This is a genomic window from Devosia sp. P3_B2 (genome assembly GCF_056402875.1).
Map to the genome: position 1 here is coordinate 253,701 of NZ_JBFUGO010000010.1, position 23,706 is coordinate 277,406.

23 protein-coding genes are annotated in these 23,706 nt (G+C 65.7%); 19 read left to right on the forward strand and 4 right to left on the reverse strand.

Annotated features, from left to right (window positions below; translation table 11 throughout):
* Positions 1 to 59: 59 nt before the first annotated feature.
* The 5 genes from ruvX to dprA all read left to right on the forward strand — a co-directional run bounded on the left by ruvX (position 60) and on the right by dprA (position 4,674).
* Entirely contained in the window at positions 60 to 527 is a 468-nt protein-coding gene (gene ruvX, locus AC1DV8_RS16280; protein WP_477149159.1) for a Holliday junction resolvase RuvX, read from the forward strand.
* Between the two features lie 95 nt (positions 528 to 622).
* Positions 623 to 1,609 carry an aspartate carbamoyltransferase catalytic subunit gene (locus AC1DV8_RS16285; RefSeq protein ID WP_477149158.1) on the forward strand — a complete coding sequence of 329 codons (987 nt, stop codon included), beginning with the start codon at positions 623 to 625 and terminating at the stop codon, positions 1,607 to 1,609.
* Positions 1,606 to 2,919 carry a dihydroorotase gene (pyrC, locus tag AC1DV8_RS16290; protein WP_477158168.1) on the forward strand — a complete coding sequence of 438 codons (1,314 nt, stop codon included), beginning with the start codon at positions 1,606 to 1,608 and terminating at the stop codon, positions 2,917 to 2,919. The genes AC1DV8_RS16285 and pyrC overlap by 4 nt, the downstream gene beginning before the upstream one ends.
* A complete protein-coding gene (gene plsY, locus AC1DV8_RS16295; protein ID WP_477149156.1) occupies positions 2,916 to 3,551 on the forward strand; it encodes a glycerol-3-phosphate 1-O-acyltransferase PlsY in 636 nt (211 codons plus the stop codon). Before pyrC ends, plsY begins: the two co-directional genes overlap by 4 nt.
* A 4-nt stretch (positions 3,552 to 3,555) precedes the next feature.
* Positions 3,556 to 4,674 carry a DNA-processing protein DprA gene (gene dprA, locus AC1DV8_RS16300; RefSeq protein ID WP_477149155.1) on the forward strand — a complete coding sequence of 373 codons (1,119 nt, stop codon included), beginning with the start codon at positions 3,556 to 3,558 and terminating at the stop codon, positions 4,672 to 4,674.
* Here the strand turns inward: dprA and AC1DV8_RS16305 are convergent.
* Positions 4,642 to 5,988 (reverse strand): hypothetical protein, encoded by a 1,347-nt coding sequence (locus tag AC1DV8_RS16305; RefSeq protein WP_477158169.1) that lies wholly within the window; start codon positions 5,986 to 5,988, stop codon positions 4,642 to 4,644. The genes dprA and AC1DV8_RS16305 overlap by 33 nt on opposite strands.
* A gap of 172 nt (positions 5,989 to 6,160) precedes the next feature.
* On the opposite strand from AC1DV8_RS16305, the gene topA reads away from it, so the two are divergent.
* From topA to rpmG, 4 genes are all read left to right on the forward strand, one after another.
* The gene (gene topA / locus AC1DV8_RS16310; RefSeq protein WP_477158170.1) at positions 6,161 to 8,812 is read left to right on the forward strand and encodes a type I DNA topoisomerase; all 2,652 of its coding nucleotides are present in this window, start codon (positions 6,161 to 6,163) and stop codon (positions 8,810 to 8,812) included.
* 11 nt (positions 8,813 to 8,823) lie between these two features.
* Entirely contained in the window at positions 8,824 to 11,115 is a 2,292-nt protein-coding gene (gene rnr / locus AC1DV8_RS16315) for a ribonuclease R (RefSeq protein WP_477158171.1), read from the forward strand.
* A gap of 2 nt (positions 11,116 to 11,117) precedes the next feature.
* A complete protein-coding gene (locus AC1DV8_RS16320) occupies positions 11,118 to 11,534 on the forward strand; it encodes a DUF983 domain-containing protein (RefSeq protein ID WP_477158172.1) in 417 nt (138 codons plus the stop codon).
* Positions 11,535 to 11,681: 147 nt separating this feature from the next.
* The gene (gene rpmG / locus AC1DV8_RS16325) at positions 11,682 to 11,849 is read left to right on the forward strand and encodes a 50S ribosomal protein L33 (RefSeq protein ID WP_055048921.1); all 168 of its coding nucleotides are present in this window, start codon (positions 11,682 to 11,684) and stop codon (positions 11,847 to 11,849) included.
* A gap of 362 nt (positions 11,850 to 12,211) precedes the next feature.
* Here the strand turns inward: rpmG and AC1DV8_RS16330 are convergent, their stop codons facing one another.
* Entirely contained in the window at positions 12,212 to 13,582 is a 1,371-nt protein-coding gene (locus tag AC1DV8_RS16330; protein ID WP_477149408.1) for a PleD family two-component system response regulator, read from the reverse strand.
* Positions 13,583 to 13,638: 56 nt separating this feature from the next.
* The gene (locus AC1DV8_RS16335; protein ID WP_326870215.1) at positions 13,639 to 14,013 is read right to left on the reverse strand and encodes a response regulator; all 375 of its coding nucleotides are present in this window, start codon (positions 14,011 to 14,013) and stop codon (positions 13,639 to 13,641) included.
* A gap of 96 nt (positions 14,014 to 14,109) precedes the next feature.
* Between AC1DV8_RS16335 and AC1DV8_RS16340 the strand changes: the two genes are divergently transcribed.
* The 10 genes from AC1DV8_RS16340 (at position 14,110) to AC1DV8_RS16385 (ending at position 22,893) form a co-directional block, all read left to right on the forward strand.
* Positions 14,110 to 14,382, forward strand: coding sequence for a DUF3572 family protein (locus tag AC1DV8_RS16340; RefSeq protein WP_477149149.1), 273 nt, complete (start codon positions 14,110 to 14,112; stop codon positions 14,380 to 14,382).
* A gap of 7 nt (positions 14,383 to 14,389) precedes the next feature.
* A complete protein-coding gene (locus AC1DV8_RS16345; protein ID WP_477158173.1) occupies positions 14,390 to 15,718 on the forward strand; it encodes a DNA polymerase IV in 1,329 nt (442 codons plus the stop codon).
* Positions 15,699 to 16,163 (forward strand): RidA family protein, encoded by a 465-nt coding sequence (locus AC1DV8_RS16350; protein WP_477149147.1) that lies wholly within the window; start codon positions 15,699 to 15,701, stop codon positions 16,161 to 16,163. Before AC1DV8_RS16345 ends, AC1DV8_RS16350 begins: the two co-directional genes overlap by 20 nt.
* A 77-nt stretch (positions 16,164 to 16,240) precedes the next feature.
* Positions 16,241 to 17,002, forward strand: coding sequence for a glycerophosphodiester phosphodiesterase family protein (locus AC1DV8_RS16355; RefSeq protein ID WP_477158174.1), 762 nt, complete (start codon positions 16,241 to 16,243; stop codon positions 17,000 to 17,002).
* The gene (locus AC1DV8_RS16360; RefSeq protein ID WP_477158175.1) at positions 16,995 to 18,161 is read left to right on the forward strand and encodes a GNAT family N-acetyltransferase; all 1,167 of its coding nucleotides are present in this window, start codon (positions 16,995 to 16,997) and stop codon (positions 18,159 to 18,161) included. Before AC1DV8_RS16355 ends, AC1DV8_RS16360 begins: the two co-directional genes overlap by 8 nt.
* Before the next feature lie 146 nt (positions 18,162 to 18,307).
* Positions 18,308 to 19,636 (forward strand): glycosyltransferase, encoded by a 1,329-nt coding sequence (locus AC1DV8_RS16365; protein WP_477158176.1) that lies wholly within the window; start codon positions 18,308 to 18,310, stop codon positions 19,634 to 19,636.
* Positions 19,633 to 20,058: an HIT family protein gene (locus AC1DV8_RS16370; RefSeq protein ID WP_477149143.1), complete on the forward strand. Its 426-nt coding sequence runs from the start codon at positions 19,633 to 19,635 to the stop codon at positions 20,056 to 20,058. Before AC1DV8_RS16365 ends, AC1DV8_RS16370 begins: the two co-directional genes overlap by 4 nt.
* Before the next feature lie 32 nt (positions 20,059 to 20,090).
* Positions 20,091 to 20,690, forward strand: a complete 600-nt coding sequence (locus tag AC1DV8_RS16375) for a YoaK family protein (RefSeq protein ID WP_477149142.1) — start codon at positions 20,091 to 20,093, stop codon at positions 20,688 to 20,690.
* 112 nt (positions 20,691 to 20,802) lie between these two features.
* Positions 20,803 to 21,066: a helix-turn-helix domain-containing protein gene (locus AC1DV8_RS16380; RefSeq protein ID WP_477149141.1), complete on the forward strand. Its 264-nt coding sequence runs from the start codon at positions 20,803 to 20,805 to the stop codon at positions 21,064 to 21,066.
* A 78-nt stretch (positions 21,067 to 21,144) separates the two neighbouring features.
* Positions 21,145 to 22,893 carry a SulP family inorganic anion transporter gene (locus tag AC1DV8_RS16385; RefSeq protein WP_477158177.1) on the forward strand — a complete coding sequence of 583 codons (1,749 nt, stop codon included), beginning with the start codon at positions 21,145 to 21,147 and terminating at the stop codon, positions 22,891 to 22,893.
* 1 nt (position 22,894) lies between these two features.
* Here the strand turns inward: AC1DV8_RS16385 and AC1DV8_RS16390 are convergent, their stop codons facing one another.
* Entirely contained in the window at positions 22,895 to 23,635 is a 741-nt protein-coding gene (locus tag AC1DV8_RS16390; RefSeq protein ID WP_477149139.1) for an SDR family oxidoreductase, read from the reverse strand.
* Positions 23,636 to 23,706: the final 71 nt, after the last annotated feature.

The following is a 23,706-nucleotide window of genomic DNA, read 5'->3' on the forward strand; positions in this document are numbered from 1 at the left end:
CGCTTGCCTCTTGTCAGCGCCACAGGTAGCCAGAACTGAAGCTGATGCAAAGGATGCGCGTGACAGACGACGCTCTCAACCCGCTGACCGCCCTGCCTCCTGCAGGCAAGCTGCTCGGGCTCGATCTCGGCACCAAGACTATCGGCGTCGCGATCTCGGACGGCATGCGCTACTCGGCTACCCCGCTCGAGACCATCAAGCGCCTGAAGTTCACGCAGGATGCGATTCGGCTGCAGGAACTGATCGCCGAGAACGACGCGGTCGGCATCGTGCTCGGCCTGCCGCTCAACATGGATGGCTCCGAGGGCCCCCGCGTCCAATCCACCCGCGCCTTTGCCCGCAATCTCGCCGCCAAGATCACCATCCCCATCGTCTTCTGGGACGAGCGGCTCTCTACCACCGCCGTTACCCGCACGCTGATCGAAGCGGATGTCCGGCGCGACAAGCGCCGTGAGGTCGTCGACAAGCTGGCCGCCAGCTACATCCTGCAGGGCGCTCTGGAGCGGCTGCGGCGAGGCTCCTTGTAGAGTCTGCCTTGGCACCCGTGGGGAAAATGTACAGTTAAACTATACAGCCGACGCCTCGTGCGGTATGCCCCCGCGAACATTCGGAACGGAGCGGCATGGCTACTTCCTCGCCAGCATCGGTCACCGGCGGCCAGGGGGCTGCGAGACCGGCTTTCCGCCATCGCCATCTTCTCGGCATCAGCCAGCTCAACCAGTACGAGATCGTCGATCTGCTGGATCGGGCCGAGGCGATGATCCCGATCTCCCGCCAGCCGCGGAAGATCCTGCCGACACTGACCGGCAAGACCCAGATCAACCTGTTCTTCGAGAACTCGACCCGCACCCAGTCGAGCTTCGAGATCGCCGGCAAGCGCCTCGGCGCGCAGGTCACCAACATGTCGGTGAAGACCTCGTCGGTCGCCAAGGGCGAGACGCTGGTGGATACCGCCGCGACGCTCAACGCCATGCGGCCGGATGTGATCATCGTCCGCCACGGCTCGTCAGGCGCAGTGGAACTCCTCAGCCAGAAGGTCGGCTGCTCGGTGATCAATGCCGGCGACGGCGCCCATGAGCACCCGACGCAGGCGCTGCTCGACGCGCTAACCATTCGCCAGCACAAGGGCTACCTCGCCGGCCTCACCGTCGCCATCTGCGGCGACATCGCCAATTCCCGCGTCGCCCGCTCGAACCTCCTGCTGCTCGGCGCCATGCAGGCCCGTACCCGCGTCATCGCGCCGAGGACACTGCTGCCAAAGGGCATCGAGGCGCTGACCTCGGAAGTCTTCACCGACATGCGCCAGGGCCTCGAAGGCGCCGACGTGGTGATGATGCTGCGCCTGCAGCACGAGCGCGCCAACGGCCGGATGATCCCGTCAGTGCGCGAGTACTACCACTTCTACGGTCTGGACGAGGAAAAGCTCGGCTACGCAAAGCCGGACGCGATCGTCATGCACCCCGGCCCGATGAACCGCGGCGTCGAGATCGACCCGGCCATCGCCGACGGGCCGCGGTCGGTGATCACCGAGCAGGTCGAGATGGGCGTCGCCGTGCGCATGGCAGTGCTCGATACTCTCCTTGCCGATCCGCAGCGGAACGAGCCATGACCAAGCCCATCGTCATCGCCAATGCCCGCGTGGTCGACCCGGCCACCAATCGCGACGCCCCCGGCGCGGTGCTGGTCGAAAACGGCAAGATCACCGGCATCACCAATGGTGCGCCGCAAGGCATCCCCGACGGCGCCGAGACCTATGACGCCAAGGGCCAGATCGTTGCGCCCGGCCTCATCGACATGCGCGTCTTCACCGGCGAGCCCGGCCACGAATACCGCGAGACCCTCGCCAGTGCAGCTGAGGCAGCCGCCGCCGGTGGCGTCACCAGCTTCGTGCTGATGCCCGACACCACGCCGGTGATCGACGACGGCGCATTGGTCGATTTCGTCCTCCGTCGCGCCGGCGCTAAAGCGTCGGTCAACATCCTCCCCGCCGCCGCCATCACGCGCGGCCTCAAGGGCGAGGAGATCACCGAGTTCGGCCTGCTCAAGGAAGCCGGCGCCGTTGCCCTCACCGACGGCCGCGAGTCGATCCAGTCCGCAGGCCTGCTGCGCGCCGCCTTCACCTACGCCCGCAACTTCGACCTGCCGATCATCCACCATGTCGCTGACCACACGCTGGTCGGCGACGGCGTGATGAACGAGGGCACGCTGGCGACCGTCTCCGGCCTCAAGGGTATCCCCGGCGAAGCCGAGACTGTCCCCCTCGCCCGCGACCTGCAGCTCGCCGCCCTCACCGGCGCGCGCTACCACGCGGCGCAGATCTCGACCGGCGCCGCCGTCGATCTGATGGCCAATGCCAAGCGTCGCCTCTCGACGGTGTCGGCCGGCATCTCGATCAACAATCTCTCGCTCAACGAAAACGACGTCGCGCCCTACCGCTCGTTCTTCAAGCTGTCGCCGCCACTCCGCTCCGAGGACGATCGTCGCGCGGTCATCGATGGTCTAAACTCCGGCGCCATCGACACCATCCACTCCGGGCACGATCCGCAGGATAGCGAGGTGAAACGCCAGCCGTTCGCCGAGGCGTCTTACGGCGCGGTCGGTCTCGAAACCCTGCTCGCTGCAGCTTTCCGCCTCGTTCATTCCGGTGACGTGCCGCTGCTCACCCTGCTGCGCGCCATGACCAGCCGCCCGGCTGAGCTGCTTGGCCTCAGCTCGGGCCGCCTCGCAGTCGGCGCTCCGGCCGACCTGATCATCTTCGATCCGGACTTCCCGTGGGTGGTGAAGGAGGCTGCACTGCGCTCCCGTTCCCGCAACACCGCTTTCGAGGGCGCGAGGATGCAGGGCGCCGTGATGCATACGTTCGTTGCAGGCCGTCCGGTCTTCAGCCATGCTGCAACCGCTGAGGGGGCCGACGCATGAACTTTCTGATCGCAACCGTACTGGGGTATCTCCTCGGCTCGATCCCGTTCGGCATGCTGCTGACACGCGCCGTCGGCATCGACATCCGGTCGATCGGCTCGGGCAATATCGGCGCCACCAATGTGCTCCGCACCGGCAACCGTTGGCTCGCTGTCGCCACGCTGCTGCTCGATGCCGGCAAGGGCGCCGCCGCCGTCCTGATCGCGCGCTACTTCCTCGCCCCGGGCGCCGACTCGCCGCTCGCGGCCGAGTTCATCATTTACGGCGCTGGCATCGGTGCGTTCTTCGGTCACTGCTTCCCGGTCTGGCTCGGCTTCAAGGGCGGCAAGGGCGTCGCTACCTATATCGGCGTGCTGCTGGCCTGGAGCTGGGTCGTCGGCCTGATCTTCTGCGCCGTCTGGCTGCTGATCGCCGTGGCTCGCCGCTTCTCCTCGCTCGCCGCGCTTACTGCTGCCGCAACGGCCCCCGTCTTCGCCTACGCGCTCGCCGGCACCGACATGCAGGGCTTCACCTTCGCCGCGGCCTGCGGGCTGCTCAGCTTCGTGCTCTATTTCACGCATTGGCAGAACATCCGGCGGCTGTGGAACGGCACGGAGCCGAAGATCGGCTCGGAAAAGCCCAAGGCCGGCTGAAATCATGGCGCGCGACGGCATCGAACTGACGCCGTCGCAGCGCACTGCATGGCTGAGGCTCATCCGCACCGACAATGTCGGACCGCAGACCTTCCGCCAGTTGATCAACCGCGAAGGCTCGGCTGAGGCGGCCCTCGCCGCCCTGCCCGACCTGCTGAAACGCCTCGGCACACCCTCCCGCATTCCCTCAGTCTCCGAAGCTGAAGATGAGATCGCCGGCACCGAGCGGCTCGGCGCGCGTTTCGTCGGCTCGGGCGAGCCCGACTACCCGCCGCTCCTCCGCTACATCTCCGGCGCCCCGCCGCTGGTCGCCATCGCCGGCGGCTACAATCTCGACTGGTGGCGCAGCGTCGCCATCGTCGGCGCCCGCAACGCCTCCACCGCCGGGCAGAAGTTCGCGCAGATGCTGGCGCTCGATCTGGGCGAAGCGCGCTACACGGTGGTCTCCGGCCTCGCCCGCGGCATCGATGCGGCGGCCCACAAGGCAGCGCTCCGCACCGGCACCGTTGCCGTGCTCGCCGGCGGCCTCGACCGCATCTATCCCGACGAGAACATTCCGCTGGCGCATCAGATCGTCGAGAACGGCGGTGCGCTGATCACCGAGATGCCGCTCGGCTGGGAGCCGCGGGCCCGTGACTTCCCCCGCCGCAACCGCCTCGTCTCCGGCCTCACGCTTGGCACCGTTGTTGTCGAAGCCGCCAAGCGCTCCGGCTCGCTGATCACCGCCCGTCTGGCGCTGGAGCAGAACCGCGAGGTCTTCGCGGTACCCGGCTCGCCGCTCGACCCGCGTGCCGAAGGAGGCAACGCGCTGATCCAGCAGGGTGCCAAGCTGATCACCGGTGCCGCCGATATCATCGAAACGCTGCGCGAGGCCGATCCCTCGCGCACGAGCCTCCTCGAACCCGACTGGCTCCCCGATGCCGATGTGTTCGATCCCGCCCCGCCATCGGAGGACGAGCGCTCCCGCCTGGTCGACGCGCTCAGCATCACGCCGGTCGCGGTCGACGACGTCATCAAGTCCACCGGCATCGCCATCAGCCGCGTGCAGACGCTGCTGCTCGAACTCGACCTCGAAGGCCGCGTCGAATGGTCAAGCGGCCAGTTGGTGGCGCTCCGCCCCTGAGCGATCCGGCAGCAGGGCGATAATCGCGAAGCCGACCCACAGCACCGCCGTCGCCCCCGTCGCCCGCAGCCAGCCGCCCTTGAAGAAGCCCGGCAGCAGGTAGTCGAAGAGCGGATTGGCGAACCACGGCGGCGACATGCTGTCGACGCTGGCCGAGACCATCGAGATCAGCAGGCTGATGAGCAGCAACAGCAAAGCCACGGTCTTGGCCGGCCATCCCGGCGGCCAGGCGAACGCCAGTGCGAGGCACGCCAGCGGCAGCGCCGCCACCAGGTGCCGTGGCCCCGTCGATGACCCGCCGTCCCAATAGAAGTAGCTGGCGTTGATCAGGAGGAAGCTCAGCACCACCCCGACGATCACGATGCCGACGCCGCGGATCGGCGCCTGCTTCAGCATGGCCACCAGCCCGATCGGCACCATCAGCAGCACCGGCGCCAGCGGCAGCAGGCCGCGATAATGGCCGAAGAGCAGTTCGCCGAGCACCATCGGCTGCGGGAAGGTGATGCCGAAGAACCCCTGCTGCATGCCCTCAAAGCCCTGCACCTGCGAATAGCCAAGGCGGAACGGCGAGCCGAAGGTCAGCTGGTTGTAAACCAGCAGCGGCAGCAGCCCGACGATCCCACCAAGCGCGAGCCCGACGAAATCCCGCCCGCGGCGATCCGAGCGGATCAACGCGAACAGTCCGACTATGGCCCCGGCCGGTGCCGCCGTTATGTCGACGACCAACAGGTAGCCGAGCAACAGCCCCACCAGCGGCGGCACCCAGCCCGATGGTCGAGCGAGCACGATCAGTGACAGCGCGCCGAGCAGCATCGCTCCCGAGAGCGAATGGGCGAACACTGTCGTCGACCAACCAAAGAACGGTGTTCCCAGCGCGAGCGCGCAACTGGCGAAAGTCGCGACCACATGGCCGGCGCCAAGCCGCAACGCCATCAGATAGAGCAGCATCACTGCCAGCGCGGCCGGCAACGACACCGTCGCGACGGCTACAGCCCGCACGTAGACCGCCAGCGTATCGAGATCAGTCAGGTCGCTCGGCGCCCCCGCGGCCTGCAGCGCCATGCGGGTCCCAACCACGACGGGCACCGCGAGGAACGAGATGCCCGGCTGCTTGTCGGCATAGTAATGGCCATTGAAGAAGGCCTTATCGACCGTCTGCGCGGCGAACGAGTCAATGTCGACGCGCCCCTCGCTCAACGACAGCGCCAGAGCGACGCGAGTGATATGCTGCGGATTGTAGGGGTCCTGCGGCGCCAGGCGCGCAAAGGCGAGGAACGCCAGGACGAAGATGATCGCCGCCTTTACTATGCGCATGCCGGCCCCCAAACCGTCCTCGGCTTAGCACGAGTCTCTTTATGCTTTGCTGAGCCCAAGTTTCTTCCCCCATAGGGGGAACGCCGACCGGCGCTGCCCGCCCGGTTGACAGCCCCAACCCGCTTCACCATGTTGCGCCGCGTTCGAACGCCACTCCCGAAAGCCCTATCCCATGAAGCTCGTCATCGTTGAAAGTCCGGCTAAGGCCAAGACAATCAACACCTATCTCGGCAAGGATTATGAGGTCCTGGCGAGCTTCGGTCACGTCCGTGACCTGCCGGCCAAGGATGGCTCGGTGCTGCCCGACGATGACTTTGCGATGATCTGGGAGGTCGATACCAACTCCAAGAAGCGGCTCGCCGATATCGGCAATGCGCTCAAGAACGCCGACGAACTGATCCTCGCTACCGATCCGGATCGCGAAGGCGAAGCGATCTCGTGGCACGTGCTCGACGTGCTGCGGCAAAAGAAGCTGATCAAGGACAAGCCGGTCAGCCGCGTTGTGTTCAACGCGATCACCAAGGCCGCGATCACCGAGGCGATGCAGCATCCGCGCCAGATCGACGAGCCGTTGGTCGATGCCTACCTGGCGCGCCGCGCCCTCGATTATCTGGTTGGCTTTACGCTCTCGCCCGTACTCTGGCGGAAGCTCCCGGGCTCCCGCTCCGCCGGCCGTGTGCAGTCCGTTGCGCTGCGCATCGTCTCGGACCGCGAGCGCGAGATCGAGAAGTTCCGCCCGCAGGAATACTGGTCGATCGGCGCCAAGCTGAGCGAGAAGGGCAAATCCTTCGAGGCCCGGCTCTACTCGGTCGATGGCAAAAAGACCGACAAGCTCGACGTCGGCACCGGCGACGAAGCCGAGGCGCTGAAGAAGGCGATCGAGGCCGGCACGTTCAGCGTGTCGTCGGTCGACAAGAAGCCGACTAAGCGCAACCCCTATCCGCCCTTCACCACTTCGAGCCTGCAGCAGGACGCCTCGTCGCGCCTCGGCTTCTCGCCGAGCCGCACCATGCAGATCGCGCAGCGGCTCTACGAAGAGGGCATCATCACCTATATGCGAACCGACGCCGTGCAGATGGCGCCGGAAGGCATCGACCAGGCGCGCCGCGCCATCGTCAAGAATTTCGGCGCCGACTACATCCCCGAGAAGGCGCGCATCTACCAGACCAAGGCCAAGAACGCCCAGGAGGCGCACGAGGCCATCCGTCCCACGGACATGTTCCGCCACCCCGACACCGTGCGCGACGACCCGGACCGCCATCGCCTCTACGAGCTGATCTGGAAGCGCACCCTCGCCAGCCAGATGCGCTCGGCCGAAATCGAACGCACCACGGCCGATATCTCAGTCTTTGCTACCAGCCGCGATATCGCGCTGCGCGCCGTTGGCTCGGTCGTCACCTTCTCCGGTTTCCTGGCGCTCTATGGCGTCGAGGCCAAGGAAGACCGCACTGCCGATAGCGAGGACGACGAGGATAGCCGCGAGCTGCCGCCGCTCAACGTCGGCGACCGGCCCAAGCTTGAACAAGCGCTGATCGAACAGCACTTCACCCAGCCGCCGCCGCGCTACACCGAGGCGAGCCTGATCAAGAAGATGGAAGAGCTCGGCATCGGCCGGCCCTCCACCTACGCCGCCACCATGAGCGTGCTGCAGGACCGCAACTATGTCCGGCTCGAAAAGCGCACGCTGATCCCCGAGGATCGCGGCCGCATCGTAACCGCCTTTCTCGAGAGCTTCTTCGATCGCTATGTCGAATACGGCTTCACCGCCAGCCTCGAGGAGCAGCTCGACCTGATCTCCGACGGCAAACTTGCCTGGAAGGACGTGCTGCGCGAGTTCTGGACCGAGTTCCAGCGCCACGTCGAAGACATCAAGGACCTGCGCGTTTCCGAGGTGCTCGATGCTCTCAACGACATGCTGGCCGACCATATCTTCCCGGCCAAGGCCGACGGTTCCGATCCGCGCCGCTGCCCGAATTGCGGGACCGGCCAGCTGTCGTTGAAGCTGGGCAAGTTCGGCGCCTTCATCGGCTGCTCGAACTATCCCGAGTGCCGCTACACCATGCAGCTTTCTGATGCCGCCGCTGGCGGGGCCAGCGAAGCCGGTGCAGGTGACGGCATCCTCGGCACCGACCCCGAGAGCGGGTTGGAGGTGGCCTTGAAGTCGGGCCGCTTCGGTCCATATGTACAGCTTGGCGACGGAACCGAGCCGAAGCGCTCGTCCCTCCCAAAAGGCTGGACTCCCGACAGTCTGACGCTCGAGAAGGCGTTGCAGCTTTTGACGCTGCCACGCGAAGTCGGAATGCACCCGGAGACGGGCAAGCCGATCAGCGCCGGCATCGGCCGCTATGGACCATTCATCCTGCACGATGGCACCTATGCCAATCTCCCCGAAGTCGAGGAAGTGTTCACGGTCGGGCTCAACCGCGCCGTCGATCTCCTCGCCCAGAAGGCGGCGGGCGGCGGACGGTTCGGCCGAGGAGGCTCCGGTACGCCGGCGGCGATCAAGACCTTCGAGCACGACGCTGGTCCGATCTCGGTCCGCGCCGGCCGCTATGGCCCTTATGTGAATCAGGGCAAGGTGAACGCAACGCTGCCCAAGGAGTTGAAGCCCGAAGACGTGACGATCGAGCAGGCGCTCGAACTGATCGCGGCCAAGGGAGGCGCATCCGGCGCAAAGAAATCCTCGTCGCGCAGCGCGGGTGCTAAGAAAGCCCCAGCGAAGAAAGCGGCGACAAAGAAACCAGCGGCCAAGGCCAAATCGACTGCAAAGACAGCAGCCAAGCCCAAGGCCGCATCGAAGACGAAGGCGGAGACACCCGCCTAAAGAAAGAGACAATGGCGAAAGCGCCAAAAACCAAGATTACTCCCAAAGGCCCGCGGCAGTTCGCCGTCGGCAACCTCCCCTCTCGCGAAGCCATCCTCGAAGCGATGGCGCAGCAGCCGACCCTCGATGGCAAGCGCGACCTGGCGCGCCATTTCGGCATCCATGGCGACATGCGCACCCCATTCAAGGTGCTGCTGAAGCAGATGGAGGGTGAGGGCTTCATCGCCCGCACCCGCAAGCAGATCCGGCCCACAGCCGCCCTGCCCGCCGTCACCGTGCTCGATATCCCAACCGACGCCGACCCAGACAACCTCCACGCCTTCCCCGCTCAGTGGAACGACGAGGAAGGCGCGCGGCCCCGCGTCATGGTCAAGCAGCCCAAGGATGCCCGTGTTGCTCCCGCCCCGGGCGACCGCATCCTCGCCCGCATCAGCGCCGGCGATGGCGAGCTGCCGAACTACACTGCCCGGGCGATGAAGATCCTCGACAAGCCGCGGCGCGGCCAGATCGGCATCGTCCGCATGGACGAAGACGGCGCACGTCTGATCCCGGTCGATCGCAAGCAGAAGGAAATGCGCATCGAGGGTGGCGACCTCGGCGGCGCCCGTGATGGCGACCTGGTCGAAGTGGAGGTGAAGCTCACCGGCCGGCTGATGATCCCCAAGGCCAAGGTCACCCTCGTCATCGGCAATCCGAAGACCGAGGGCGCGGTCTCGATGATCGCGATCCACAACCTCGATATCCCCTACCGCTTCCCGGCCTCTGTGCTGAAGGAATCGGAAGAAGCCAAGGAAACCACGATCAAGGGCCGCGAGGACTGGCGGCACATCCCGCTCGTCACCATCGATCCGGCCGACGCCAAGGATCACGACGACGCGGTCTATGCCGAACCGGACACCGATCCGAAGAACGCCGGCGGCCACATCGTCTATGTCGCCATCGCCGACGTCTCGGCCTACGTCCGCCCAGGCACGGCCCTCGATCGCGAAGCCTACATCCGCGGCAACTCGGTCTATTTCCCTGATCGCGTCGTGCCGATGTTGCCCGAGCGCATCTCCAACGACCTCTGCTCGCTGAAGGAAGGCGAGAACCGCCCGTCGATGGCGGTGCGCATGGTCTTCGACCAGCATGGCAAGAAGCGCTCGCACAGCTTCCACCGCGTGCTGTTCCGTTCCGCCGCCAAGCTCAACTACCAGCAGGCGCAGGCCGCCATCGACGGCCGGCCGGACGACAAGACCGGCCCGATCCTCGACACTATCCTCCGCCCGCTCTGGGCCGCCTACGGTGCCATGGCCAAGGCCCGCGACAATCGCGGTCCGCTTGATCTCGACCTGCCCGAGCGCAAGATCATCCTCGACAAGGCCGGGATGGTCGTCGACGTCAAAGTCCCCGAGCGGCTCGATGCGCATCGGCTGATCGAAGAGATGATGATCGCCGCCAATGTCGCGGCGGCCGAGACGCTGGAGAAGCACAAGAGCGCCCTGCTCTACCGGGTGCACGATACGCCGAGCCAGGAGAAGCTGGTGGCGCTGCGCGACTTCCTGAGCTCGCTGCAGCTGCCTGCGCCGAAGTCCGACGCGGTGCGTCCCTCGGACTTCAACCGCATCCTCGACAAGGCCCGCACCGACGGCAAGATCCAGCAAGTCAGCGAGATCATCCTCCGCACCCAGGCGCAGGCCGAGTACGCGGCCGAGAACTACGGCCATTTCGGCCTCAATCTCGACCGCTACGCCCACTTCACCTCGCCGATCCGCCGCTATGCCGACCTGATCGTGCACCGCGCGCTGATCACTGCGCTCGACCTCGGCAAGGACGGGCTGACCGAAGGCGAGATCGTCAAGCTGCCGGGCATCGCCCAGCACATCTCGTCGACCGAGCGCCGCGCTATGCTGGCCGAGCGCGAGACCATCGACCGGCTGTTGGCGGAGTTCCTCGCCGCTCACGTCAACGCCAAGTTCGAGGGCCGCATCTCCGGCGTCACCCGCTCGGGCCTGTTCGTCCGGTTGAAGGATACCGGCGCCGACGGCTTCATTCCCGCCTCCACCCTCGGGCAGGACTACTATCGCTTCGTCGAGGAGATGCAGGCGATGGTCGGCGATCGCACCGGCGAAACCTTCCGCATCGGCGATGATGTCAGCGTCCGCCTGCTCGAGGTCGCCCCCGTTGCCGGGGCTCTTCGCTTCGAACTCCTGAGCGAAGGTAGCCGCGGCGTTCCGTCATCTGGTGGGCGCGGCCGCAAAGGACCATCTAGCAGCCGAGGCAAGGCGGGCGCCTATCGCAAGCTCGCCAAACGAAAGAGATAGCGATGGCGGTCGAGATCGGTTTTGTGCGCGAGCAGCGTTCGCTGTGGAAGGCAATCGGCAACGGCGTGATGTGCCGCTGCCCGAACTGCGGCAAGGGCAAGCTGTTCCGTTCCTACCTCAAGCTCAACGACACTTGCAGCGAATGCGGCGAGAAGCTGAGCGCGGCGCGTGCCGACGATTTCCCGCCCTATATCGCCATCTTCATCGTTGGCCACGTGCTGATCGGCTGGATGCTGCATGCCGAGATGAGCGGCCCGGTCGATCCGATGCTCTACGTCTGGACCATGATCCCCGCCGCGATTCTGTTGCCGCTGATCATGCTGCCCTCGATCAAGGGCGCCGTCGTTGGCCTTCAGTGGGCCAACCACATGTACGGGTTCGACCCGAGCCGCGGCGATACTTCGCGCAGCGACGTCTGACACAATGGGCGGCCCCGGCCGCCTAGTGTCCGCTTGACATCGGCCCGAAAATCCGTAGTTTCCGGCCAAATTTCCACGGGCCGGTTGGCCGGTTGAATTCAGTGCCCCGCGGATAGCGCGCGGCAAGCCGTTTCAAGGAACCTGACCATGGCCAAAGCCGTATCCCTCAAGATCAAGCTCGTGTCGACCGCCGACACTGGCTTCTACTACGTCACCAAGAAGAACTCGCGTACCCAGACCGAGAAGCTCTCGTTCAAGAAGTACGATCCCGTCGTGCGCAAGCACGTCGAGTTCAAGGAAGCCAAGATCAAATAATCTGCCGCTTTCGTGCCGGTTTCAAAACCCCGCGCCCCTTGGCGCGGGGTTTTGCGTTATGGGCATCACGAATGGAAAACGCCCGCCCCGGTAAACGGGACGGGCGTTCGATGAGTGGCTGGTCCGTAGCGGCATGTCGAAGAGGCCACTCTTGCCCGCTACGGACCAGCCTCCCTACGGACCCAGGAGTTGCGGCGGACCTGAGGAGAACCGTAGGGGTGACTGCTGACACCGATAGTGTCGGCGTTGTTCTATGGGGCTAACTTAACCCTTTCTCGCTGCGGAGCAAATAGGCGCTCCACAACGTTACTAATCCTTAACCTTAATGATTTCGCTATGCGACGGAATCGTGACGATCGCAACTACGCTGCGTCGAATACGACTCGGTTCCGGCCCTCGCGCTTGGCGCGGTAAAGCGCCACGTCGGCGCGCTTAAGCAGCATCTCTGGGGTATCGGTGTCGTGCTCGTTGAGCGCCATCCCGACTGACACCGTAACCGCCAGCGGCCGCCCGTTGCCGGCGTCAAAGCCCTTCTCCGCCACTGCCCCGCGCACCCGCTCGGCAACGCCCTGCGCCTGGCGAAAGTCAGTGTCCGGCATCAGCACCACAAATTCCTCACCGCCGAATCGGCAAGCGAGATCGACGCCGCGGATATTGCGGCGCAGCCGATCGGCGAACTCGCGCAGCACCGCATCGCCGGTGTCGTGGCCGTGCGTGTCGTTGACCGCCTTGAAGTAATCCATGTCGATCAGCATTACCGCCATGTCGCGGTCCTGTTGCTGCGCCTTCTGCAACAGGATCGACAGATGCCGCTCGAAGTAGCGCCGGTTATAGAGCCCGGTCAGCTCGTCGGTCACCGCCAGCGCCAGCGTATTGTTGACGCTCTGGCGCAGTTCCACGGCGTAGCGCTGCCGGCGGATCTGCGTCCGCACCCGCGCCATCAGCTCGTTGCGCTCCACCGGGCGCATGATGAAATCGTTGACCCCGAGGTCGAGCCCCCGCACCACGCGCGGCCGGTCGTCCTCCTCGGCGATCAGGATGATCGGCAGCGTGCGTGTCTGTTCGGCGGTGCGCATCTGCGAGCAGATTCGCAGCGGATCGAAATCGCCCAGCGCCATCGACACCAGTGCCAGCTCGAAGTCGCCACCGCTGACTGCCAGCGCGGCGTCGGACGGGTTGACGAGCACATCCACCCGATTGTTGGCACTCAGGTAGCCCTTGATCCGCTCCGCGTGCCGGACGTCGGCATCGACCAGCAGGATGCGGCCATCCTCGTGGTCGATAGTGTCCATGGCGCGCATCGCGTCTTCGATGGCGATCTCCTGGCCGGTGCGGGCACGCGCCCTGAGCTCGTCGGTCAGCGCCTTGAGGCGAACAAGGCTTTTCACCCGCGCCATCAGCTGGATGTCGTCGACCGGCTTCGTCAGGAAATCGTCGGCGCCGGCCTCGAGCCCGCGCACGCGGTCGGAGGGCTGGTCGAGCGCGGTGACCATCAGCACCGGGATGTGGCTGGTCTTGCGGTCAGCCTTCAGCCGCGCGCAGACCTCGAAGCCATCCATCTCGGGCATCATCACGTCGAGCAGGATGATGTCGATCTCGCCTTCGGCGCAGATGGCGAGCGCTTCCTTGCCCGACGACGCCGTGACCACATCGAAATACTCGGCAGAAAGCCGCGCCTCGAGCAGGCGTACATTGGTCGGAATATCGTCGACGATCAGCACCCGCGCCGTCAAAGACCTCAAGCCCCCGCGATTTGAGGAAATCTGCCGTTGCCAGCCAAGGCAAAAGCCTAGTTGGCGGGTCCAATGTAGCGGGCAATGGTTTCCAAAAAGTGAGGCACGGAGATCGGTTTGGAGATGTATCCCTCGCAGCCGCCCTGCAGGATACGCTCCTCGTCGCCCTTCATGGCGAAGGCGGTGACGGCGATGACAGGAATCGCCATCAGCTCGTCGTCTTCCTTCAGCCACTTGGTGACCACCAGGCCCGAGACTTCCGGCAGCTGGATGTCCATCAGAATCAGGTCGGGGCGATGCGCCCGGGCAAGGTCCAGCGCCTCCAGTCCGTTGCGGGTCTGGATGATGGAATATCCACGCGATTCAAGCAGATCGTTGAAGAGCTTCATGTTGAGCTCATTGTCTTCAACGATCATCACAGTCTTGGGCATGCAGACTCAAATCCACCCGGAAAGGGGGCTGGCGGGTACTCGTGTTCTGCCCGAAGTTCGGGGTAACATCAATCGATTACAACCGAGCCCCTGCCCTTGCCCAAAACCGCCGAACTCACCTCCCGCACGCTGGGCGATCTGTGCCTGCACCACCTGGCCGAGAACCCGGCGCAACTCGCCGAGTTCATGAGCCTGACCGGCTACTCGCCCGATGCGCTGCGCAAGGCCGCCGGGGGTGACGGGCTCGATAGCGGCCTGATCGACTACTTCGCCACCAACGAGGCGCTGCTCCTCGCGCTCTGCGCCAACAACAGCTTCAAGCCCGACGACTTCATGCGCGTCTGGGCCAGGCTCAACCCGGCGGGATGACCGAGCGATGCTATCGATCTGCCGCGACTGTTCGGCAACGCTGGAGGCTCTCGACGCCCCCAGCCGCTGCCGCACGTGCGGTTCACCGAGAATCATCGCCCATGACGAGCTCGGCGCGCTGAGCATCGCCCACGTCGACTGCGACGCCTTCTACGCCTCGATCGAGAAGCGCGACGATCCGAGCCTCGTCGACAAGCCGCTGATCATCGGCGGTGGCGTGCGGGGCGTGGTCTCGACCTGTTGCTACATCGCCCGGCAGTACGGCGTGCGCTCCGCCATGCCCATGTTCAAGGCCAAGGAACTCTGCCCCCACGCGGTGATCATCCCGCCTAACATGCAGAAATACGTCACGGTCAGCCGCGAGATCCGCGTGCTGATGGACCAGCTGACCCCGCTGGTCGAACCGCTGTCGATAGACGAGGCGTTCCTCGACCTCACCGGCACGGAGACTCTGCACAAGGCCAAGCCCGCCGTGGTCCTCGCCCGTTTTGCCCGCAAGGTCGAGCAGGAGATCGGCGTCACCATCTCGGTCGGCCTCAGCCACAACAAGTTCCTCGCCAAGGTCGCCTCGGACCTGGACAAGCCGCGCGGCTTCGCGGTGATCGGCCGGGCCGAAACCGTGGATTTCCTCGCCCGCCAACCGGTCACGTTGATCTACGGCGTCGGCAAGGTGTTCGCGGAAACGCTGCGCAAGGACGGGTTCGACACCATCGGCCAGCTGCAGGCGACGCCACCCGAAAAGCTGATGCGTCTCTATGGCGATTCCGGCGCCCGCCTCGCTCGTCTGGCCCGTGGCGAAGATGCGCGCATCGTCTCCACCGACGACCAGATGAAGACGGTTTCTGCAGAGACCACCTTCAACACCGACCTCAAGAGCTTCGACGACCTGTCGACCGAGCTGCTGGCCCTCTGCGAACGCCTGTCGGAGCGCCTCAAGGCCAAGTCGATCCTCGGCGATACCGTTACCCTCAAGCTCAAGTCCGCCGGTTTTCGCTTGCGCACCCGGGCCCGGCAATTGATGATCCCGACACAGCTTGCCAACGTGCTCTACGAGACCGGCTTGCAGCTTCTCGCCCGCGAGATCGACGGGACGGCGTTCCGCTTGATCGGCATCGGCGTCAGCGGCATTTCGGAGGCAGACGGCGTCGATCCGGTCGACCTGATCGAGCCGGGAATCGCGCGGCGCGCTGCCGCCGAACGGGCCATTGATCGTGTACGCGATCGCTTCGGACGGGACGCGGTGATCCGCGGCAAGCTATACGACCGGGTGAAGGCTCGCGCCGCCCGCAACGCAGACAAAGACGAAGAGAACCAGGATGACCAGCCCCCTCGATAAGCTCCGCGAATATGGCTACGAGCTGCCGCAGCCGAAAGCGCCGGTCGCGACCTACATTCCGGTCACTCGCACGGGCAACATCATCTATGTCTCGGGCCAGATCTCCTCGGGCCCCGATGGCGTGGCGGTCGGTCTGCTTGGCGATACCATGAACGTCGTCCAGGGCGGCAACGCCGCCGAACTCGCTGCAGTCAACTTCCTCAGCCAGATCGTCCATAGCGCCGGCGTCGACCTCGCCAAGGTCAAGCGCGTGCTGAAGCTCACGGTGTTCGTTGCCTCGACGCCTGACTTCGCCGAACAGCACCTCGTCGCCAACGGCGCTTCGAACCTCATCGTCGGCGTGCTTGGTGACAAGGGCAAACATGCCCGTTCGGCCGTCGGCATGGCCTCCCTGCCCCTCGGCGCCGCCGTCGAAGTCGAAGGCATCATCGAAGTCGAGGACTGAGGCGGCGGCGACGCGAAAGTGTCATGCGGGGCTGCTAGCGCCGGCGCGTCCTGAACCCCATATGACGGCTTAGAAGCATGAGCGCCAAACCCAATTTCGACCGCCCAATCGCCCATCGCGGTCTGCATGACCGCGCTCGCGGCATCATCGAGAACACCGCGAGCGCCTTCGCCGCGGCGATTGAGCGCGGCTACGCCATCGAGTGCGACGTCCAGCTCAGCCGCGACGGCATCCCGATGATCTTCCACGACGACGATCTCGACCGGCTGACCGGCGTCGCCGGCCCGGTCGGCGCGCGCAGCATGGCGGAGCTCGCGAGCTACACCCTGCTCGACAGTGCCGCCGGCGATACCCCGCAGCGCTTCGACGAGTTCCTCGCCCAGATCAACGGACGCGTACTGCTGCAGATCGAATTGAAACAGCAGCCGAACCAGGCCACGACCGAAGTGCTGGCGCAGACGGTGATGGATGGCCTCAATGGCTATCGGGGTCCGGTGACGCTCGAATCCTTCGACCCCAAGCTGATCATCGAGGTGAAGAAGCGCGGCGCCACCATGCCCGTCGGCATCGTCACTTATGCCTATGATGAACCGGAGTGGGACCAGCATCTGAGCGACGGCACGAAGTTCGTGCTGCGCCACTTGCTGCACTGGCCGGCGAGCCGCTTCGATTTCATCTCATGCCGCGACAAGTCGCTTGATCTGCCGGCAGTGAAGCTGTTCCGCTCGTTCGGCATGCCGGTCACCGCCTGGACCATCAAGTCGCCGGCTGCGGCGCTCGCCGTGCTCGGCAAGGCCGACCAGATCGTATTCGAGGGGTTCGATCCGCCAAGTGCCTGAGGAAACGCTCAGCGCCGACGTGCTCAGCTCCATCGCGGAGATCCCCGCGGAGGTATGGAACGGACTGGCCCCGAGTCATGACGGGGTAGTCGACAACCCCTTCCTCGATCACCGCTTCCTGCTGGCGCTGGAGCAGTCCGGCTCTGCCTCCAACCGCACCGGCTGGCAGCCGCAGCACATCCTGCTCAGCAACAGTGGCGGCGCCCCGGTCGGGGCCATGCCGCTCTACCTCAAGTCGCACTCGCAGGGCGAATATGTCTTCGACCACGGCTGGGCCGATGCCTTCGCGCGGGCCGGCGGCGAGTACTATCCAAAGCTCCAATGCGCCGTCCCGTTCACCCCGGTCACCGGCCCGCGCTTCCTCGCCAGCGACGACGCAAGCCGCACAGCGCTGATCCGCACCGCCGAGACGCTTGCCACCCGCAACAATATCTCATCGGTCCACGCCACCTTCGTCAGCGAGGCCGAAGCCGACCTCGCCCGTGCCTCGGGCTGGCTTGTCCGCCACGACACCCAGTATCACTGGCACAATGATGGCTTCTCCAGCTTCGAGGACTTCCTCGGCACCCTCTCCTCGCGTCACCGCAAGGTTACCCGTCGTGAGCGCCGCGATGCCTTGGAGGCCGAGGGCCTGACGGTGAAATGGCTCACCGGCGCCGACCTCACCGAGGAGGTCTGGGACGCCTTTTTCGAGTTCTACCAGGATACCGGCAGCCGCAAATGGGGCCGCCCCTACCTCAACCGCCGTTTCTTCTCGCTGCTCTCTGAGGCGATGGCCGACCGCGTGCTGCTGATGTTCGCTTACGACGGCGACGAGCCGATCGCCGGCACCTTCAGCATGATCGGCCACGACCGGCTCTACGGCCGCTACTGGGGCGCCACCCGCAACGTGCCGTTCCTCCATTTCGAGCTCTGCTACTACCAGGCCATCGACTTCGCCATCGCGCACAAGCTGCCCGTGGTCGAGGCCGGCGCGCAGGGCGAGCACAAGCTGGCGCGGGGCTACGCTCCCGCCACCACCCGCTCCGTTCACTGGATCGGCCACCCGGGTCTCCGCGACGCGGTGTCCCGTTTCGTCGCGCAGGAACGCGCATCGGTGGCGCGCGAACAGGAGGCGCTGGAGCGCTACACCCCATTCAGACATGGGGACCCGCAATAGCTGGGAGTTGCGCGGCCTTCGCCGCTGTGGTTCGAAAGCACCACACTGGACGGGTTTGGGTCTGGCGCGGTACCTTGCCGCCTCAGCCAGACCACACTCGCGATGGATATGACGCCCCGCCTCATCCCGAGGCCGACGGAGACTGAATGAGCAAGCGCATCGCCATAGCCGCGATTGGTACGATGGGAGACGTCCAGCCCTTCGTCGCGCTATCGCTCGCGCTGAAGAAGCGCGGGCACTCGGTGGTCCTCTGCGCCACCAGCGACTTCGAGGGTTTCGTCACCGGCCACGGTGTCGAGTTCGCGACGCTGGGCAGCGACATCCAGGCCTTTATGCGGCAGAGCCAGTTCGACAACGTCATGTCGAAGAACTCGCTGCTTTACGCGCCAAAGCTGCTCCGCGACGGCCAGAAGATCATGAAGGAGGCCTGCCGGCACCTCTGGGCCACCGCCCAGGACGTCGACGCCATCATCTTCCACCAGACCACCAACTTCGCCGTCGACATCGCCGAGGCGCTGGACATCCCGGCGATCATGACGGCGTTCCAGCCGATCAACCCGACCGGCGAGTTCCCGTACTTCGGCTATGACGGCCCGCAGCCCGAACCGCTGTTCAACCGCATCAGCCTCGATCCGCTGTTCAACCGGCTCAGCTACGTCGTCCAGGCGGCCCACCAGAGCTACTACGATTTTCCGCGCGACCGCATGCGCGCGAAGCTCCTCGGCCTCCGTAGCCGTAAGCGCTCGGGCTTCTCCAAGAACGCCCGTGGCGAGCCGATCCCGGCGCTGCACGCCTATTCCCCGGTGATCTCCCCCCGCCCCGGCGATTGGCCCGAGACCACCACCGTCACCGGCTTCTGGCGGCTGGACGACATCACCAATTGGCAGCCGGACACGTCGTTCCGCAAGTTCCTCGATGCCGGCGAAGCCCCGATCTATCTCGGCTTTGGCTCGATGCCCTGGGGCGCGGCGCGGAACACCGAAATCATCACCAAGGCGCTCAAGGAATGGGGCGGCCGCGCCGTCGTCGGCAAGGGCTGGGGCGGCATCAAGGCCGAAGACCTACCTGAGACGGTCTACACCATCGACAAGGCGCCCCACACCAAGCTGTTCCCGCTGATGAAGGCACTGGTCCATCATGGCGGCGCCGGCACCACGTATGCCGGCCTTTATGCCGGTCGCCCGACCTTCGTCGTACCGCACTTCTTCGACCAGCCCTACTGGGGCCGCCGCGTCTACGAACTGGGCTGCGGCCCTGCCCCGGTGCGCCTGCGGAAACTTACCCCGGGCATCCTCGCCTCGGCGCTCGAGGAACTCGCCACCGACACCACGTTCCAGATCGCCGCGACCGAACTCCGCGACCGCCTCGTTCTCGAGGATGGCACCGGCCTCGCCGCCGACATCGTCGAGGAGACGATCGAGAGCTACCCGGGCAACTTCTACGACACCGACGACGTGATGGAGACTGCCTCGTGACCGCCTACGATCCGAGCAACATCTTCTCCAGGATCATCAAGGGCGAAATCCCATCGCACAAGGTCTACGAGGATGCCGATGTCTTCGTCATGATGGACATCTTCCCGCAGTCCAAGGGTCACGTCCTGATCATCCCCAAGGCCGCTTCGCGTAACCTGCTCGATGCCGATCCGGCGGTCCTCGCCAGGGCGATCAGCCAGGTGCAGCGCGTCGCCAAGGCCACCCAGACCGCCCTCAACCCCGACGGCATCCGCGTCGTGCAGTACAATGAAGCGCCGGCCGGCCAGTCGGTGTTCCACCTGCATTTCCACGTCATCCCGGTCTACGAGGGTATCCCCGTCGGCCGGCACGGCGACAGCGGCAAGGCTGACGATGCCGAACTTGCCGCACAGGCCAAGGCGATTGCAGCCAATCTGACGTGACTCCGGCGCCGCATCTCTCCCTGGGCCTGCTGTTGACCGCTGCCGCGGGCATGATCGACGTCGTCGGCTTCATCGAACTGGGCGGCTTCTACACCTCGTTCATGAGCGGCAACACCACGCAGCTGGGCGCCGGCCTCGCACATCTGGGCCCCGCGCTGGCACTCCCTGCCGGCCTGGTGGTCATGTTCGTCATCGGCAGCTTTCTCGGCAGCCTGGTCTCCAGCATCGGCAATCGTCGCGGCCGGGTCGGCGTCCTGGCCATCGTGATTGCCGGCCTGCTCATCACCCTGACGCTCCACACCAACGGCTTTTCCGCCGCACAGGCGATGCTCGCGCTGGCGGCTGCCGCAGGCGCACAGAATGCGGTGCTGCCGCAAACCGGAGCCGCCCGGCTCGGCACGACCTTCGTCACCGGGACGCTGTTCGCTGTGGGCCAGGATATGGCGCGCGCCGTCCGCCGCGAAGCCCCGCCGTTGCGCTGGGCCCAGCACCTGTTGGTCTGGTTCGCGCTACTGTTCGGCGCCTTCATTGGCGCTGCCGCCTACGGATATTGGCAAGTCGGGGCGCTGGTCATCCCGGGAGCGGTGTACCTGCTGTTCATGGCCGGTTTCATCGTCCGCAGGCCGGACTAGTCCACACGCTTTGCGACTCCGGGCAGAGGTGCTAGCCTCTCAACAGTGATGTTCTGAGCATTAGTTCGTCGACATTCTACCCTAGACTTGCTGGTCCAGGCGTTAGCACACGATGATGACTGCCTCGCAACTCCGCGCCGCCCGGGCCCTGCTCGGCATCGACCAGAAGACGCTGGCCGACATGGCCGGGGTGTCGCTGCCGACCATCCAGCGGATGGAGGCCAGCGACGGCACCGTGCGCGGCATCGTCGAAACCCTCACCAAGGTGATCGAAGCGCTGAACGAGGCTGGCGTCGAACTGATCGGCGACAACGCCCGCAGCGACACGGGCGGCCGCGGCGTGCGCCTCCGACGACCCATGCCCAAGATCGATTGAGTTCCAGACGTCATACGGGCGATCACGGCCCCAGCCCCCGATGATCGCCGCGCTTGTTCGCGAAAGGCGAATGATCCGATGGCCAGTACTGCCCCGACTTCCCGCGCCGCGCCGCCACCTGCACTCGCCGACCTGTTCACCCCCAAACTGATCACTGTCCTCCGCGAGGGCTATGGTCTAGCCGACCTGCGGGCGGACGTTCTGGCCGGGCTGACTGTCGCCATCGTCGCGCTGCCGCTCTCCATGGCCATTGCCATCGCCTCCGGCACGACGCCCGAGCGGGGGCTGTTCACGGCCGCTATCGGGGGCTTCCTGATCTCGGCGCTGGGCGGCAGCCGCTTCCAGATCGGCGGCCCGGCTGCCGCTTTCACCGTGCTGGTCGCCGCCACCATCAGCCGGCACGGGCTCGACGGGCTGCTGCTCGCCACCATCATGGCCGGGATATTCCTGCTGCTGATGGGGGTGTTCCGCCTCGGCAGCTACATCAAGTTCATCCCCTACCCGGTGACCGTCGGCTTCATCTCCGGCATCGCCGTGATCCTGTTCGTCGGCCAGATCCAGGATCTGTTCGGACTCAAGCTGCCGGTTGCAGTTCCCGGAGATATTCTTCCCAAACTCGAGGCGCTTGCCGGCGGCATTGGCACGACGAGCCCCGCCGCGCTCGGCATCGCTGCCCTCAGCGTCGGCATCATCGTGGGGCTGAGGCGCTGGCGGCCGCACTGGCCCGGCATTCTCATCGCCGTCATTGCCGCTTCGCTGGCCGCGGCGCTGCTGAACTTGCCCGTCGAGACGATCGGCACCCGCTTCGGCGGCATCCCCAACTCCCTGCCCAGTCCCTCGCTGCCGTCGTTCTCGCTCGACAAGGCGCAGGCCGTCCTGCCCGACGCCATCTCATTCGCCCTGCTCGGGGCCATCGAGTCGTTGCTCTCCGCCATGGTGGCCGACGGCATGACCGGCCGGCGGCATCGATCAAACATGGAGCTCGTCGCCCAGGGCATAGCCAATATCGGCTCGGCGCTGTTCGGCGGCATCTGCGCCACCGGCACTGTGGCCCGTACTGCCACCAACGTCCGCTCGGGCGCCCGCAGCCCGCTCGCCGGCATGTTCCACTCCGCCTTCATCGTGCTGTTCATGCTGGTCGCGGCACCTCTGGCGAGCTTCATCCCGCTTGCGGCGCTGGCTGGTGTGCTGGTGGTCGTTGCCTGGAACATGGCGGAGAAGCAGGCCTTCGCCACGCTGCTCCGGACGTCACCCGGCGACGCCGTGGTGCTGCTCGCGACCTTCGGCCTCACGGTCTTCCGCGGCCTCACCGAGGGCATCGTCGTCGGCTTCGCGCTCGGCGCGCTGCTGTTCATCCACCGCATGGCGCAATCGGCCGGCGTAGAGGTGCATGTACCGCCCATCCCCGAGGATCAGGCGGACACCGCCGGCGCGGCCCGCCGGCCCTACGATCCCAGCATCGCCACCGATCCCGATGTCGCCGTTTACCGCATCACCGGCGCCTTCTTCTTCGGCGCGGCATCAACGGTCGGCTCGGTCCTCGATCGCATCGCCGACCAGCACCGCGCCTTCGTCATCGACTTCTCGGCGGTACCTTTCATCGACTCGACCGCCGCCAACACCATCGAGGGCATCGCCCGCAAAGCCGCCCGCCACCACGTCGTGCTGCTGATCTCGGGCACCACGCCTGCCGTGCGAAAGTCCCTGACGTCGCACGGGGTACGGCCGCCAGAGGTGCTCTACGAAAGCACCATCGAAGCTGCAATCGTCGCAGCGCACCGCGAAATCACCCGACGAAGCGCCTCGGAACCCGCTGTTCCGGCCTAGGTCAGGACAGGAACTCGGTCTGCTGCCGCTCGATCACCAGCGAGCGGATCGCCACGTTCGGCGGCTGGCCGAGCACATAGAGGATCGCCTCCACCACATCGCGATCGGTCAGGGGATCGGCCGCGCCGCGCGGCACGTCCCAGCCCTCCTCGAGCGGCGAGCTATCCTCGATGTGTCCCGGATGCACCGACGTTACCCGCACGCTCGTGCCGATCATCTCCTCGGTCAGCGCCTGCACGAAGCCGTTCTGTGCGTGCTTGGCCGCCACGAACGGAACCGACGATCCACGCATCCGCGCATAGGGCAAGCCGCTCATCGAGACGACCGTATGAATGTCCGCCGCTGGCCGCGCCCGCAACAGCGGCAGCAGCCGCCGCGTCAGCGCCATGGTCCCGGTCACGGTGGAATCCACGACCGCCGCGATCTGCGCGTCGGTCATCGCCTGATAAGCCCCGCCCACCCATTGCGACCCGGAATTGACCAGGATGTCGAGCTCCGGGCAAACCGCGCCGATCTTGCTTGCCGCACCGGCCACCGACACCGGATCGGCGAGGTCGCACACGAAGGCATCCGGGCGCTTCCCCGTCCGCGCCTCGATCGCCTCGGCCACCGCTCCAATGCCCGCCGCATTCCGGCCGAGCAGGAGCGGGATCATGCCGCGGTCGGCCGCGACGATGGAGAGGGCCGCTCCCAACCCCCGCGCCGCGCCGGTTATGGCGATGGTCTTGCCTTCAAGTCCCATTCGTCCCTCCCCAAACCCTCGCCCTCAAGAAAAAGGCCGGGATCGCTCCCGGCCTCGTCTAGTCCCTGCAT

What these genes read in the sequence shown, in the direction of transcription:
- AC1DV8_RS16385 (WP_477158177.1), top strand. Translation starts at nt 21,145, where the DNA reads ATGGCCAGTACTGCCCCGACTTCCCGCGCCGCGCCGCCACCTGCACTC.
- AC1DV8_RS16365 (WP_477158176.1), top strand. Translation starts at nt 18,308, where the DNA reads ATGAGCAAGCGCATCGCCATAGCCGCGATTGGTACGATGGGAGACGTC.
- dprA (WP_477149155.1), top strand. Translation starts at nt 3,556, where the DNA reads ATGGCGCGCGACGGCATCGAACTGACGCCGTCGCAGCGCACTGCATGG.
- AC1DV8_RS16305 (WP_477158169.1), bottom strand. Translation starts at nt 5,988, where the DNA reads ATGCGCATAGTAAAGGCGGCGATCATCTTCGTCCTGGCGTTCCTCGCC.
- AC1DV8_RS16380 (WP_477149141.1), top strand. Translation starts at nt 20,803, where the DNA reads ATGATGACTGCCTCGCAACTCCGCGCCGCCCGGGCCCTGCTCGGCATC.
- AC1DV8_RS16285 (WP_477149158.1), top strand. Translation starts at nt 623, where the DNA reads ATGGCTACTTCCTCGCCAGCATCGGTCACCGGCGGCCAGGGGGCTGCG.
- AC1DV8_RS16345 (WP_477158173.1), top strand. Translation starts at nt 14,390, where the DNA reads ATGCTATCGATCTGCCGCGACTGTTCGGCAACGCTGGAGGCTCTCGAC.
- pyrC (WP_477158168.1), top strand. Translation starts at nt 1,606, where the DNA reads ATGACCAAGCCCATCGTCATCGCCAATGCCCGCGTGGTCGACCCGGCC.
- AC1DV8_RS16320 (WP_477158172.1), top strand. Translation starts at nt 11,118, where the DNA reads ATGGCGGTCGAGATCGGTTTTGTGCGCGAGCAGCGTTCGCTGTGGAAG.
- topA (WP_477158170.1), top strand. Translation starts at nt 6,161, where the DNA reads ATGAAGCTCGTCATCGTTGAAAGTCCGGCTAAGGCCAAGACAATCAAC.
- AC1DV8_RS16335 (WP_326870215.1), bottom strand. Translation starts at nt 14,013, where the DNA reads ATGCCCAAGACTGTGATGATCGTTGAAGACAATGAGCTCAACATGAAG.
- rnr (WP_477158171.1), top strand. Translation starts at nt 8,824, where the DNA reads ATGGCGAAAGCGCCAAAAACCAAGATTACTCCCAAAGGCCCGCGGCAG.
- AC1DV8_RS16390 (WP_477149139.1), bottom strand. Translation starts at nt 23,635, where the DNA reads ATGGGACTTGAAGGCAAGACCATCGCCATAACCGGCGCGGCGCGGGGG.
- AC1DV8_RS16350 (WP_477149147.1), top strand. Translation starts at nt 15,699, where the DNA reads ATGACCAGCCCCCTCGATAAGCTCCGCGAATATGGCTACGAGCTGCCG.
- plsY (WP_477149156.1), top strand. Translation starts at nt 2,916, where the DNA reads ATGAACTTTCTGATCGCAACCGTACTGGGGTATCTCCTCGGCTCGATC.
- rpmG (WP_055048921.1), top strand. Translation starts at nt 11,682, where the DNA reads ATGGCCAAAGCCGTATCCCTCAAGATCAAGCTCGTGTCGACCGCCGAC.
- AC1DV8_RS16355 (WP_477158174.1), top strand. Translation starts at nt 16,241, where the DNA reads ATGAGCGCCAAACCCAATTTCGACCGCCCAATCGCCCATCGCGGTCTG.